Genomic DNA, 14,496 nt, shown 5'->3' on the forward strand with positions numbered 1-14,496 from the left:
CAAAAAATTATTCCGAAGAGATAATTGGTAAATAAATCGAAATTTTCGTTCCTCTGCCTTCTTCACTTTCAATATGCCACGTTCCGCCGTGAATGTGCACAATTTGTTTTACAATCGCAAGTCCTAGTCCCGTTCCACCATTATGGCGGCTTCTTGCTTTATCGACTCGGTAAAAACGTTCACCCAGTTTTTCAAGATGTTCCGGACCAATACCAATCCCGGTATCTATGATTTGCAATTTACCTTGCCCTGCCTGTTGTTCTAATTGCACATAAATAGCACCTTTTTCACCTGTATAGCGAATAGCATTATCTAATACATTATGAAGCACTTGTTGCATCCTATCTTCATCAATATTGACAATAATATCTGGATCAAAAGTTGTATGCAGTACAATTTGTTTTTCAATCACTTGTAATTCATACGTCTCTAGTACATCTTCAATTAACTGCGCAAATACAATAGGCTGCTTTTTAAGAGGAAAACGCTCTCCTTCAAGCTGTGCTAAATCCAGCAAGTCATGAACAAGCCGTTGCATACGCCCAGCTTCTTTATGAACAAGCTGGGTGAATTTTAATTGCTGCTCTCCTTTTGCTACTCCATCGATAATCGCTTCACTATATCCTTTAATATAACTAAGCGGAGTTCGAAGCTCATGTGACACATTTGCTAAAAATTCTTTTCGCTGCACATCCTCTTCTTCTAATGAACTTGCCATCTTATTGAACGCTTTGCCAAGTTTTCCAATTTCATCTTCTGATGAAATCGTAATCCGCTGCGAAAAATCTCCTTTTGCCATATGATGTGCGACCCGTTCCATTTGTGAAAGCGGCTTTGTAATTGTAATGACAATCTTTCGTCCAATCCATATAGTTAGCACAATCATTACAAGGGCAAGAGGAGCTAAAATGAGTCCCATTTCATAAATTAAATCTTTAATGCTCTTTAAAGGAAGATAAGAATATACAATACCGACTAGCTTTTTATTGTCTAACACAGGAATAACGACACCCATAATGTTACGATGAAAATGTTCTTCATACCCAATCTTCGTAATCGTATTTCCTTCTAGTAATGTTTGTCGGTCATTCTCACTAATAATTGAATTGTAATGAACATCAAATGGAAGACATGCACTTAAATCACGCGGATTGCTAACAAACAGTACATCTGCGCTCGCAATTTTATCGAATGATTTTACCTTTTCTTCAAATACATCTACGGGCTCATCTGCTCTATATTGCGCTACAAGACGATTTCCCTCTGCTTTTAATGTCTCTTCAATATTTTGAACATATAATTTCTCATACGAATACAGCGAGACAAAATATAAAAACGAAACTGTTACACACACAGCACATGCAACTGTAAGCCATAACTTTTGTACCATCGTAAGCATCTTACACCTCAAATTTATAGCCTACGCCCCAAACAGTTTGAATACAATTCCCCTGTTCTTTAAGCTTTAAGCGCATTGTTTTCACATGTGTATCAACTGTTCGAGTGCTGCCAGCGTAATCATAGCCCCAAACTTTTTCAAGCAATTGCTCTCGGCTAAATACTTGGCCATTATGTTGACAAAGAAAATAAAGTAAATCAAATTCTTTAACAGTTAATGAAATACTCTCATTTTCTATTTCAACGCGGCGACTTTTTTCATTAATTACAATCGGTCCAAATTCCATCTCTTCTTGCTCTTCATATTTCGTATATCTCCTTAATACCGCTTCCATACGTGCAATTAACTCTCCTGGGCTAAATGGTTTCACAATATAATCATCTGCCCCCGTCCGCAGTCCATTTACACGATTCCACTCTTCCCCTTTTGCTGTCAAAAAGATAATTGGAATATCTGATGTTTTTCGGATTTCTTTACATACCGCAATCCCATCCATTTCTGGCATCATGATATCTAAAATAACAAAATCAAAGTCTTCTGTTTCCAGTATGTGCAGTGCCTGTTTTCCATTCTGGGCTTCTTTCCACTCATAACCAAAGTTGTCTAAATACATACCAACAAGCTGCCTCATATCACTTTCATCATCAACAAGTAATACTTTATACTTACTCATTTCTTCTCCCCTACTCTTTGCACAAATTGAAATGGCCCTTTACCAACCGAAATCGTCTGTTTTATTTTCATTTCGTTTAAATCTACAACGTACACTTCATCACTATCATAGCTCGCAACATACCCTTCATTGCCAATTTGCCAAAATGCAAATGGATTCGACCCTACTTCAAGAGAATCTACTTCTTTATACGTTTTTCCATCGAACTTTCTCAGCGTGCTAGATCCGTGGCTAAGTACATAAATAAATTGTTGATCTGTAGACAAGTTAATTGGCATAAATGGTGCATCTAACGATTGAAGCATTTCGCCATCTTCAAGAGAATACTCAAGTACTTTTTCATTTACTTGTTTACCGTCACCGTGTCCACCAATAAAGATGTCCTTTCCATCTTCGCTAAGAACCGCACCAGTTGAAGCCGGCGGAATCATAAAAGAGTTCACAACCTTTTTTTGTTTCACATCAATGCTAGACAATTTCGTATCATAAAAATTCAGGACATATAACATATCATTATGTTGCACCATAGTAAGCGGACCCTTTCCAACCGAAACACTCCCTGTTTCTTTTCCATTGGTTGTAAAAATACGAATTTTTTGCTGATTTTGATCCGCTAGGAACAATTCTTTTCCATTTTCAGATAATAAGATGTTTGCTATTCCTTTTCCTGTATTCCATTTCTCAAGCTGCTTTCCATCTTTTAAAGAATACACATATATATAATCTAGTTGCTTACCATACACAAGCAAACGATTCCCGTCTGGTAACAACGTTGTTCCCATAATAGGTTCATTTAAATGCCACGTTGTAATTGTTTTTTTCGTATCAGTATCAATAAAGCTAATACTTCCTTCTTTTATATTTGTCGTAATGAGAAGATCCCTTTTTGGATCAATAGACTGATAAGCCCCTCCCTTACACCCTGTAAGTAATAGTACGATACAAAGTGAAATAAACCACTTTTTCAAAAGATTACCTCCATTATGGACAGTTTCGATATACTTGTAAAATAGCAAATAATTGTGAGGAAAGTGTGAAATCTTTTTTCTTTATCATAATCACTATATAATGGTAAAACAAATATAAAAATAGTGGGTGTTAAAAGTATGCTATTTCCCGATCTAGCAAATAAAATTGTCCGTGAAGTACGAAGACTCATTACCGAAAATATTATCATTATTGACATAAACGGAACAATTATCGCAAGTACAGACCAGGAAAGGCTTGGAAGCTTTCACGAAGGAGCTCTTCGCTGTGCGGAGCAAAAAAGGACGGTAATTATTACAAATGAAGATGAACAGAGCCTATGCGGCGTAAAAGCAGGCATCAACCTCCCTCTCCTCTTTCACGATGAAGTGATTGGTGTAATTGGAATTACAGGAGATCCTGAAAATATTTCACAGTACGGAGAAATATTACGGAAAATGACTGAGCTATTAATTCACGAAAACTATTTTGTAGAACAATTAGAGCTTGAACAGCGCTCATACGAAGCATTCGTATTTGATTGGCTCCAAGGTACTGATTGGTCCTCTAGCTTCTTAGACCGCGCAAAAACCCTTGGAATTGATTTACAAAAAAAGAAACAACTCATTTTACTTTCATATAATCAAGATGATTCGATGCTCCAGCGGAAAATTTGGCAACATATACGCAACCTTTTACCAAAACAAGACTTGTTTGTACGCTGGGGCAACGACCGCTTTATTTTATTTCAGTCGTTTAAAACAAAAAAAGAAATATTTCAATTTTTAAAGCGATTAAAATATGAATGTGAAACATTATTTCCTATTATATTAAGCATCGGTATTGGACAAGTAGTTGCGCCAAATGAGATGCACCACTCTTATGAACAAGCACTCCGAGCACTTACTGTTTCTCAAAAAACGACAGACATTGTTTTTAATGAAGATTTGCGCTTAGAAATGTGTCTTCAGGATATTACTCCCCGTACGCGTGAAGCATTTTTACAACGCACCATTCATAAACTTCATACAGAAACTGAATTGATTGAAACATTGCGTTTATTTATCGAAAACAATCAATCGTATAAACAAACAGCGGAAATACTTCATATTCATATTAATACATTGCATTACCGCTTAAAAAAATTGAAGAACACACCGAATTAGATCCAAAGCAAATAAAGGATTTAGTCATTTTATATTTCGCCCTACTCTTATTAGATAATCATCCAAAAAAGAAGGGAAAACAGGATAATATTTGTTTATTCACACATAGCGGGAGCCCCCGCTTTTTTTATCATAAAAATAGAAAAACACTGTGACAAAGTTTGTATTCGAAAAAACTTTGCATAACAGTTTGAGGGGGATTTTCAGTATGTTAAAACAACAAATTGTTGATGCACTCGTATCCATTGTTGGTAAGGAGAATGTAGATACGTCTAACATGGGACGTTTAACGTATAGTTACGATGCGACTCCAAACTTTCAGGCAATGCCAGATGCCGTTGTCGCACCTCGTAATACGCAAGAAGTCGCAGAAGTTTTAAAAATATGTAACGAGCATAAGATTCCTGTATACGTACGCGGTTCTGGAACGAATCTTTGCGCAGGAACTTGTCCGCTAGAAGGTGGAATCGTCCTTATTTTCCGCCATATGAATCGCATTTTAGAAATTGATGAAGAAAATTTAACAATTACAGTGCAAGCTGGTGTCATTACATTAGATATTATTAAAGCTGCTGAGGAAAAAGGATTATTTTATCCACCAGATCCAAGCTCGATGAAAATTTCAACAATCGGTGGAAACATTAATGAAAATTCTGGTGGTTTACGCGGTTTAAAATACGGGGTAACGCGCGATTATGTTATGGGACTTGAAACAGTTCTACCAAATGGTGATATTATTCGCACAGGTGGAAAATTAGCAAAAGATGTCGCTGGCTATGATTTAACACGTTTATTTATTGGATCTGAAGGAACACTTGGCGTTGTAACAGAAGCAATTCTAAAGCTTGTTCCAATGCCAGAAACGAAAAAAACAATGCTAGCTTTATATCAAGATATTAATGAAGCTGCACGTGCTGTTTCTGCGATTATTGCAAACAAAATTATTCCCGCAACATTAGAATTTTTAGATCAACCGACCATTGAAGTCGTAGAAGAATTTGCTCAAATCGGCTTACCAACAGATGTAAAAGCCGTTCTGCTCATTGAACAAGATGGTTCTCCAGAAGTAGTAAACCGTGATATTGAAAAGATGGCAAACATTTGCCGTTCTCTTCATGCTGTTGATGTTCGCGTTGCAAAAGATGAAACAGAAGCAGATGCGCTTCGTACAGCACGCCGCAGTGCGCTATCTGCATTAGCACGATTAAAACCAACAACAATTTTAGAAGATGCAACAGTACCTCGTTCGCAAATTGCACCGATGGTCGAAGCAATTAATGAAATTGCAAAAAAATATAACATTCCCATTTGTACATTTGGTCATGCTGGTGACGGTAACCTCCACCCTACTTGTATGACAGATGCTCGTAATGAAGAAGAAATGCACCGTGCGGAACAAGCCTTTGCGGAGATCTTCGCAAAAGCGATTGAACTTGGCGGCACCATTACAGGTGAACATGGTGTTGGTGCGATGAAGGCCCTTACTTAGAGCTAAAGCTTGGTAAAGAAGGCATTGCTGCGATGAAAGCTATTAAGCAAGCATTTGATCCAAACAATATTATGAATCCTGGTAAAATGTTTGCAAAAGACTCTCGTAAAAGAGTGGTGGCTCAGCAATGACTACATTAAATACAAAGCAAATTCAAAAAGAATTTAAAGAACGTTTAAATGAAGATGAACTGCTGAACTGTATGCGCTGCGGCTTTTGTTTACCAACATGTCCAACCTACATTCAATCTGGGTTTCAAGAATCACACTCTCCGCGCGGACGCATTGCGTTAATGAAAGCAGTAGTTGATGGCTTAATTGAACCAGATGAAGACATAGAAAACACGCTAAATGTTTGTCTTGGCTGCCGCGCTTGTGAACCCGTTTGTCCATCGGGCGTTAATTATGGACATTTATTAGAAGAAGCACGTGATATTATAAATCAAAACAAAACATTCTCTATCCCAGTCAAAGCTGTTCGTAAAATTGTCTTTGAAGGGTTATTCCCTCATCAAAATCGTATGCGGACATTAACAGGACTGATTGGGTTTTATCAGCGTTCCGGCTTACAAACATTCACACATAAAACAGGGATTATGAAGTTATTCCCTCAAACATTAGCAATAATGGATCTCGTTCTTCCAAAAGTACCAAAAATGAAAGAAATGAAAAATCGGCCTGAATTTTTATCAGCAAAAGCAGTAACGAAAAAACGTGTTGCTTTCTTTACTGGCTGTTTAATGGATACAATGTTCTTAGAAACAAATAATGCAACGATGAAACTATTGCAAATTGCAGGTTGTGATGTTGTCATTCCAAAAGATCAAAATTGCTGCGGGGCCCTGCACGGCCATGCTGGTGAAAAGAGCGGTGCAAAAGAGCTTGCGAAGAAAAACATTCAAGCATTTGAAGACTTAAAAATTGATTATATTATTACAAACGCTGGTGGCTGCGGAGCCTATTTAGTTGATTACGACTATTTATTAAAAGATGATCCAGAATGGGCAGACCGTGCAAAACAATTTGTTGCGAACATTAAAGATATTTCTTCTATATTAGTAGAATTAGATTTTCATAAACGCACCGACTTACGTCTACCACCACAAGTCATTACGTATCAAGATTCTTGTCATTTACGAAACGTGATGCGTACATCTTCTGAACCTCGCAAGCTATTACAAGCGATTCAAGGTGTAACTTATAAAGAAATGGAAGATGCTGATCGTTGCTGTGGTTCAGCTGGTATTTATAATATTGTACATTCTGAACTATCAATGGAGTTTTTAGACTACAAAATGGAACGAGTTCATGAAACCGAAGCAACAACAATTGTAACAGCAAATCCTGGCTGTTTGTTGCAAATGAAACTTGGTATTGAACGTGAGGGTCTTTCCCACAAAATGCAAGGAGTTCATATTGTAGACTTATTACTTGAAGCAGTAACACAAAAAGAACGATAATTTTAAATGAAAGACGGACGTACCTTTCTCTATTAAAGATACGCCCGTCTTTTTTATCGTCTACAACATTAAAAGTATGTTACTGTATCGTAAAAAAGAACGACAAAAAGATTACAGTTATGTAAAAAAACATCCATAATATTCCTCGGTACTCCTCTATAAATGCTGATGTTATCCCTTTTCTCCTCCTCTTCATCGGAAGTTATATCCAATTTATCTTTTATTTCTCCTCAGAAAAAATACTGTCTATTCCTTATACCATCTAGTATTTCGGCATTTGTTCTTTCTCTAAAATCTAGGATAAAAAAGGAAATCTCATAACCTATGAATTTTTTTCCAACCTTTTTTCGACAAAATCTGTGCTACGATAAATTTGTCAGTCAAACAGGCCGACAAAAATAAAATCTGTGTGATAACAGTTTCATAAACTTTTACATAGGGGGACAATTATAATGAAAAAACGTGTTTTACTATCTGTAGCAGCAGCAACTGCTCTTACATTTGGATTAGGGACAAATGGTGCGAAAGCAGAAACAGTGCAGCCATCACCAATTAAAGTTCAAAATATTTCGCAATCTCCATTTTTCATGCAACATATGCAACATATGAATCAACAAGACTTCCAATCTTTCTTAACATCTCTTTTAAACTCATATGCAAAATGGAATCCAGGTGCTTTCCAACCAGGTAACTGTGTAATTCCTGGACAACCAACTAACATAACGATTACAACTCCTTGGGGAGATGTTGTAATTACAAATCCAATTAATGAAACAAATACACCTGCTGATAAACCAGCTGATAAGCCTGCTGATAAACCAGCTGATAAGCCTGCTGATAAGCCTGCTGATAAACCAGCTGATAAGCCTGCTGATAAACCAGCTGATAAGCCTGCTGATAAACCAGCTGATAAACCAGCTGATAAGCCTGCTGATAACAACCAAGCAACTAAACCAGCTGATAAACCAGCTGATAAGCCTGCTAATAAGCCTGCTGATAAACCAGCTGAGGACTCAAAAGGTTCATTAAGCGCATTTGAGCAAAAAGTTGTTGATTTAACAAATGCTGAACGTGCAAAACAAGGTTTACCAGCATTAAAAGTAGACACTGAGTTAAGCAAAATGGCACGTATTAAATCAGAAGATATGCAAAAAAATCATTACTTCGACCACACTAGCCCAACATACGGTTCTCCGTTTGATATGATGAAACAGTTTGGTATTTCATACAGATCTGCTGGTGAAAATATTGCACAGGGACAACAAACTCCAGAAGAAGTTGTACAAGCTTGGATGAATAGTGCAGGTCACCGTGCAAATATTTTAAATAGCGGATACACGCACATCGGTGTTGGTTACGTAGAAAACGGAAACTACTGGACACAAGAATTTATTTCAAAGTAAGCATAAAATGAAACTTTAATCAGTGGGGGTTCTCCCCACTGATTATTTGTTCAACCAATTAGCAGTTTATCTCCTATCTAACTTCTTTGCTTTCTGCTGAATTTGGAGTTTTAGGATTACTGCCTGCAAATAGCGGAATAAATAGAGTCTTCTAAAAAGGCTCTATTTATTTTGTATACATATAAGAATGTAATATATGAGAAAAGTCATGAGGAAGAGGTATATCTACGTCAATTTGACGTTTTGTAATCGGATGTAACATTGAAATGTGAGCAGCATGCAATGCTTGGCGAGAAAGTAGCTTTGTCTTACCTCCATACAATACATCGCCGACCAGTGGATGACCGAGATAACTCATATGAACACGTATTTGATGTGTTCTTCCCGTTTCTAATTGAACTTTAACGAGTGTTACATTGCTCTCTTTTGAATATTGCACGACCTCATAATGCGTTACAGCACGGTCACCTTTTGGAGAAACACGGCGCCTCGATGCATGGTGACGATCTCGTCCAATTGGAGCATCGATTGTGCCCCGCTTCTTTTGTACTTTCCCTTCAACAAGTGCCATATATGTTCTCTTAATTTTGCGTTCCATCAATAATCGATCCATAATCACACCAGCTAATGCATGCTTTGCAAAGACGACTCCGCCTGTTGTATCCTTATCTAGCCGGTGAATGTGACGTACCTTTGTTTCAATTCCTTGCATTTGCAAATGAAATGCTACATAGTTTGCTAATGTCCCTGTCCCGCCTTTACTTGCAGGATGCGTATCTACTTGTATTGGCTTGTTAACAATCAATACATGATCATCTTCATATATGACTTCTATATCATAAAACTCTGGTTCCACGTCATACTCCTCTTGCATGAACATATGAACTTGCAATTTATCTCCTTCTTGCAGTTGTTCACTCCAGCGTTTTCCTTCTCCATTAACAAGAATGCTTTTTTCCATACGATAGTGATGTAATAATTTTTTCGGAACTTGCCATTCTTCTTTCAAAATAGAATCAATCGTTCGTCCCTCCCATACAGAAGGAACCATAATCTCACACCATTCTCCCATTTTCTTTACTTTCATATAATCACCTTATTTCTATTAATCCTCTTATTGTAACGGAAAATCCCTACTAACGCATAGTTAAAAAGACAGTTCAACAATTATTGAACTGTCCGTAAAAGCACGATTGCTTCAATTAGCATCAGAACTCTACTGATGCTAATTGAACTTTATGCACGAAGTTTTTTTATCTCCTGCAACATTTCTTCGGCTTTTCTTTCATATGATAAGTCCTTAAAAAATTCAGCTAGTTTCTTGTAATCATTATAAGCATCTAATAATTGATCTATCGTTTCATGATTACATTTTTTCCGCGGTGTTTTCATTTTAACAGGATAACGATACTCACCTATATCATGAATTTTATAATACTCCTCCTCTACTTGAATAACTTTCACAAGCTCATCTTCTTCCGCATCTAGCGTGTACCCATCAAACTCTCGCAGTAGTTCATAAATAATATGTGTCCATTCATCCTTTGGATAAAAACCTTTTTCTAACCGATAGCCGACAATGCGATACATATGCCCATCATTTTCTGCAAATTGTACAGTATCATTCAATTTAAATTTAAAATAACGAAACATTGTCTTCACCCACTCTTATATGTAATTTCCTTATCTCATACTATTCGCTAAAAGGGTGGGAGGCTATTCATATAAATAGCTCTCACCATATAAGATGAGAGCTATTTTTCAATGCATTTCTTTCTGTTTCTTCTTCCTAAATGGGAGCCACCAGTTCCACTCACCAAACATTTTCATTAAACTCGGTACAAGGATTAATCGAATAATTGTTGCATCAAGAAATATCGCTAGCGCAACGCCAAGTCCCATTTGTTTCACTGGCAAAATATCAGTAAAAGCAAATGCACCTGTAACAACAATCATAATTAATGCGGCTGATGTAATAATTCGGCTCGTTGACACTAATCCCTCTAATGTTGCATAATCATTATCTCTTGTCTCCTCGTATAATTCATGAATACGTGAAATAAGAAATACTTCATAGTCCATACTTAATCCAAATACTAACCCGAAAATAAAGATCGGTAATACAAATAATACTGAGCTCTGTTCTAATCCAAAATGGCCTCCTTCAAAGAGCCAAATGACAATTCCAATTGTCGCACTTAAACTAAGCACATTCATCACAATTGCTTTAATCGGTATAAGCAACGAACGAAATGCTAGCAATAAAATCAGAAATGTTGAAGCGAAAATAACAGACATACCAACAACAACTTTATTTTTAATCTCATCTTCTAGTTCTTGTTGAAATGTTGTCATTCCACCTAAATAATACGTTATGCCTTCCGTTTTATAGTTTTCTTTAAAATCTCGCACCCATTGCTTTGCCTTTTCTGTTCTTGGCTTTGTATCTAAAACAATTTCAATTGTTGTCTTATTATCTTTCACATACGCCTCTAATACTGGCTCTACTTGCGCACGATTTGGCGATTGCAGCATTGCTGACAGTTGTTCTGCAGACATATTTCCAAGCTGCTCATATAGACTCTTTACTTCATATACATTTTTATCATTCTTTAACTTCTGCACAACCTTTTGCAACGCTTGTAAATTTTCTTTTTCTGTTACATTTCCTTTTGTCTCAACAACAAGTGTTACATCTGCATGAGTTTTTACCATTTTATTAAACGCGTCTTCATAACGTTCATAGGCAATGCGCGCTTCGCTTTTCTCAGGTAATGATTCTACACCAGGGAACTGTAAATCTGCACTGCGTAGCGGTAATAAACAAATAATAATAAATGTAAATACAGCAACTGTCATCACAATCGGATACTTCATTACAAACTGTGCAAATTTACGCCACATTGGTGCTGTACGGTGAACATGTTGGTTCTTTCCTATTAAACGTTTCCCCATTAATGCTAACAATGCTGGGAGCATCGTTAAAGAAAATAAAATACTCATTACTACAACAATCATCCCACTAATTGCGACAGATTGAATATAATCAATTTTGAAAAAGAACAAACCAGATAAACCGACAAATACGCATAAACCTGAGAAAATAATTGCACGACCAGCCGTTTGATATGTAACTATAATTGCTTCTTTAACAGAACGATGTGCAAGCTCTTCTCGAAAACGATTCACAAATAAAAGAGCAAAATCAATGGATAAAGCAAGCCCAATCATCGGCGCCACGTTTAGTACAAAAATAGAAAGTTCCTTTTGTTCTCCGACAAAATATAAAATCCCCATCGTACTAATAACACTTAGTGCTCCGTTTAAAATAGGCAAAATAGATGCAAACAAGCTACCAAAAGAAAGCAATAATACAAGAAAAGCAATCGGCAAACCAATCATCTCGGCTACTTTCAAATCATTTTGTGTTCTTGTATTTATTTCATCATTAATGACTGGATATCCAGTTGGAGACACTTTTACTTCCCCGTTACTTTCTTTTTGAATCTCCTTTGCAAAGGCTAATGTTTTTTCTTTCCGCTCTTTACTTGTTTTCCCGGAAAATAAAATCGTTGCATAAGCAATATCATCCTGTAACATTGCTTTGTTTTCTATAGGATGATGAAAAGAATCGTATGTTTCTTCTTTTTGAATTTTCTTTACAATCTCATCAATTCTCTCTGTAAATCTTTGCTGAGACACACCTTGTTCTTTTTGAAAGACAAGCAGGAGCGTATCTTGTGACTGTTTAAAGTCTTTCTCTAATATCCCTTTTGTCGTTTGATAATCGCCTTCCGTTTGAAATCCATCCCCGCCTAATACCCCTGGAAGCTTCGGTGCAAATATGCCAAGTGTCACAGCTAGCAATACTAATAGAGCAATCGTTGTATAGCGAAATCGATATAAGAACGCTCCAACCTTTCCCCATGCATCTACTTTATGTACAGTTGTTTTCACCAAATATCACCTATCCCTCTTCTCCATTCTATGTCTTAGTGTATCATATCCATTCTCCAGCTCGTAAAGTGAAACTTCCATCAGTAGGGGCTTTTTCATCCCCCACTTAGTTTCTTCGATTCTCTCTCAATCTTGAGGTGGGGGTCTTACTGCCCGCGAATAGCGGGATAAAAAAAGCTACCCTTTTAACCAAAAGGATAGCCTTATTTTATCGTTCCTGATTCGTTTGAAAACGAGCTGAAAATAAGCGATGTAAGTAAATCATGATAATAAGTAATATACCACCCATACAATAACCAGCTAAAACATCAGTCGGATAATGTACAGATAAAATGATGCGACTTAGTCCAATTAAGACAATGAATACAATTGCCAATATCGTTACAAAACATTTCTCTACTGCACTTTTTACGTTTGCTGCGATGATATAGGCAAGAAATCCATACGTAACAATCGCTAACATCGCATGTCCACTCGGAAAGCTATATCCAAGTGCATCTAGCGCCTCATTTATATTCGGACGATCTCTTTTTACAATGGATTTGATGAGCTTATTAATAAGATTCGCACTAATAATAGAAAGAGGATATATTACCATCGCTACGTAATAACGCTTCTTCCAAAAAAGAAAAGACTTACTACTAGCACACTTACAATTCCAATTTCAGAACCGAGTTTTGTAAAATAACGAAAAAATGAAAGCGATGCTTCTGTTTGAAATCCCTTTACCATCGTTCTCACATATTCATCAACTATCGTTACTCCGCCTGAACGTACTTTCCATACAATGATACTAAATAATCCAAGCAAAAGTATGATGCACATCATCTCATACATATGTAATTTCTTTTTCAACCTTCAGTTCCCCCTACTATGGAAAAACGCGATTTCCGCTAAGAAATCGCGTTTTTTTATTACTTCCCTTTGCCTGTCTTTAGTTCTGTCCAGTAACGATCATAATCTTTTAATTTCCCATCCACATCGACAAGCCATTCTGTACGACTTAACTCTTCTGGTGTTAAGAAAATCATATGATTCTCTTGATATTCTTTACTATGAAGAGAACGAGCTTTTTCATTCGGGTTACTATATCCAATGGATTCATAGTTTTTCACACTGACTTTTGGATCCATTAAGTAGTTAATAAACTTCTCTGCAAGCTCTTTATGTTTTGCACCTTTTGGAATTGCTAATGTATCTGCCCAAATTGTCCCGCCCTCTTTTGGAACTACGTAACCAACATCTTTATTCTCTTTTGCAATAAACGCTGCATCTCCAGACCATACTGTACCAATCCATGCTTCTTCTGTAATGAAATTTTGCTTAATATTATCTGTATCAAACGCTAATACATTTGGTAATAATTTTTGAATATCCGTGAAAGCTGTTTTTAATTCAGCATCATTTTGCGTACTATTTGAAAATCCATTTTTCTTAAGTCCCATACCAAGCACTTCGCGAGAATCATTTAATAACTCTACGTGACCTTTATATTTTTCATCCCAAAGATCATTCCAACTTGTTGGCGTTTCTTTCACATATTTCTTATTATAAGCAATCCCTGTCACGCCCCATGTATAAACAATAGAATACTTATTTTCCGGATCAAACGGAGGCGTTTTAAAGTTCGAAACAAGATTTTCTACATTCGGAATGTTCTTTTTATCTAACGGCTCTAACAAATTCATGTTTACCATTGTTTTTACCATATAATCAGACGGTTGAATTAAATCATACTGCGCACCGCCTGCTTGTAATTTCGCAAGCATTTCTTCATTACTTGCATACTTATCATAGTTCACTTTAACGTTATACTTTTTTCAAAGTCTTTAATAACTTGTTCATCAAAGTTATCAGCCCAGCTGTAAATATTTAATTCCTCTTTCTTTTCACCGCATCCTGCTAACACTCCAGCGGTAATTCCGAAAGTAAGTACTGTACTTGCAGCTACTTTCATCCATTTCATTTGCATTCCCTCCTGAAT

The 14,496-nt window shown here is 36.6% G+C and carries 8 protein-coding genes and 4 pseudogenes; 4 read left to right on the forward strand and 8 right to left on the reverse strand.

Annotation, left to right across the window (positions count from 1 at the left end; genetic code table 11):
- Positions 1 to 7: 7 nt before the first annotated feature.
- The 3 genes from ACEWFJ_RS18180 to ACEWFJ_RS18190 are packed head-to-tail and all read right to left on the reverse strand — an operon-like array spanning position 8 to position 3,040.
- Positions 8 to 1,399 (reverse strand): sensor histidine kinase, encoded by a 1,392-nt coding sequence (locus ACEWFJ_RS18180; protein ID WP_473689428.1) that lies wholly within the window; start codon positions 1,397 to 1,399, stop codon positions 8 to 10.
- A 1-nt stretch (position 1,400) separates the two neighbouring features.
- On the reverse strand, positions 1,401 to 2,072 hold the full coding sequence (locus ACEWFJ_RS18185) for a response regulator transcription factor (RefSeq protein ID WP_429709121.1): 672 nt from the start codon (positions 2,070 to 2,072) through the stop codon (positions 1,401 to 1,403).
- Positions 2,069 to 3,040, reverse strand: coding sequence for a YncE family protein (locus ACEWFJ_RS18190; protein ID WP_473689429.1), 972 nt, complete (start codon positions 3,038 to 3,040; stop codon positions 2,069 to 2,071). The genes ACEWFJ_RS18185 and ACEWFJ_RS18190 overlap by 4 nt, the downstream gene beginning before the upstream one ends.
- A 138-nt stretch (positions 3,041 to 3,178) precedes the next feature.
- Here ACEWFJ_RS18190 and ACEWFJ_RS18195 point away from each other — a divergent pair.
- The 4 genes and pseudogenes from ACEWFJ_RS18195 (at position 3,179) to ACEWFJ_RS18210 (ending at position 8,555) form a co-directional block, all read left to right on the forward strand.
- Positions 3,179 to 4,359: pseudogene (locus ACEWFJ_RS18195) on the forward strand (CdaR family transcriptional regulator).
- A 53-nt stretch (positions 4,360 to 4,412) separates the two neighbouring features.
- Positions 4,413 to 5,824, forward strand: a pseudogene (glcD, locus tag ACEWFJ_RS18200) (glycolate oxidase subunit GlcD).
- Complete coding sequence (locus ACEWFJ_RS18205) at positions 5,821 to 7,152, forward strand: (Fe-S)-binding protein (RefSeq protein WP_473689430.1); 1,332 nt, start codon at positions 5,821 to 5,823, stop codon at positions 7,150 to 7,152. The pseudogene glcD and the gene ACEWFJ_RS18205 overlap by 4 nt, the downstream one beginning before the upstream one ends.
- A 587-nt stretch (positions 7,153 to 7,739) precedes the next feature.
- Positions 7,740 to 8,555: a CAP domain-containing protein gene (locus ACEWFJ_RS18210; RefSeq protein ID WP_473692582.1), complete on the forward strand. Its 816-nt coding sequence runs from the start codon at positions 7,740 to 7,742 to the stop codon at positions 8,553 to 8,555.
- A 166-nt stretch (positions 8,556 to 8,721) separates the two neighbouring features.
- Here the strand turns inward: ACEWFJ_RS18210 and ACEWFJ_RS18215 are convergent, their stop codons facing one another.
- The 5 genes and pseudogenes from ACEWFJ_RS18215 to ACEWFJ_RS18235 all read right to left on the reverse strand — a co-directional run bounded on the left by ACEWFJ_RS18215 (position 8,722) and on the right by ACEWFJ_RS18235 (position 14,478).
- Complete coding sequence (locus ACEWFJ_RS18215; RefSeq protein ID WP_473689431.1) at positions 8,722 to 9,642, reverse strand: RluA family pseudouridine synthase; 921 nt, start codon at positions 9,640 to 9,642, stop codon at positions 8,722 to 8,724.
- Positions 9,643 to 9,791: 149 nt separating this feature from the next.
- Positions 9,792 to 10,208: a histidinol dehydrogenase gene (locus tag ACEWFJ_RS18220; RefSeq protein WP_098310924.1), complete on the reverse strand. Its 417-nt coding sequence runs from the start codon at positions 10,206 to 10,208 to the stop codon at positions 9,792 to 9,794.
- Positions 10,209 to 10,316: 108 nt separating this feature from the next.
- On the reverse strand, positions 10,317 to 12,512 hold the full coding sequence (locus ACEWFJ_RS18225; protein WP_473689432.1) for an MMPL family transporter: 2,196 nt from the start codon (positions 12,510 to 12,512) through the stop codon (positions 10,317 to 10,319).
- A gap of 208 nt (positions 12,513 to 12,720) precedes the next feature.
- A pseudogene (locus ACEWFJ_RS18230) lies at positions 12,721 to 13,367 on the reverse strand (phosphatase PAP2 family protein).
- 59 nt (positions 13,368 to 13,426) lie between these two features.
- Positions 13,427 to 14,478: pseudogene (locus ACEWFJ_RS18235) on the reverse strand (polyamine ABC transporter substrate-binding protein).
- Positions 14,479 to 14,496: the final 18 nt, after the last annotated feature.

This window comes from Bacillus sp. EA-CB0995 (assembly GCF_055814245.1).

What these genes read in the sequence shown, in the direction of transcription:
- ACEWFJ_RS18180 (WP_473689428.1), bottom strand. Translation starts at nt 1,399, where the DNA reads ATGCTTACGATGGTACAAAAGTTATGGCTTACAGTTGCATGTGCTGTG.
- ACEWFJ_RS18185 (WP_429709121.1), bottom strand. Translation starts at nt 2,072, where the DNA reads ATGAGTAAGTATAAAGTATTACTTGTTGATGATGAAAGTGATATGAGG.
- ACEWFJ_RS18205 (WP_473689430.1), top strand. Translation starts at nt 5,821, where the DNA reads ATGACTACATTAAATACAAAGCAAATTCAAAAAGAATTTAAAGAACGT.
- ACEWFJ_RS18210 (WP_473692582.1), top strand. Translation starts at nt 7,740, where the DNA reads ATGCAACATATGCAACATATGAATCAACAAGACTTCCAATCTTTCTTA.
- ACEWFJ_RS18215 (WP_473689431.1), bottom strand. Translation starts at nt 9,642, where the DNA reads ATGAAAGTAAAGAAAATGGGAGAATGGTGTGAGATTATGGTTCCTTCT.
- ACEWFJ_RS18220 (WP_098310924.1), bottom strand. Translation starts at nt 10,208, where the DNA reads ATGTTTCGTTATTTTAAATTTAAATTGAATGATACTGTACAATTTGCA.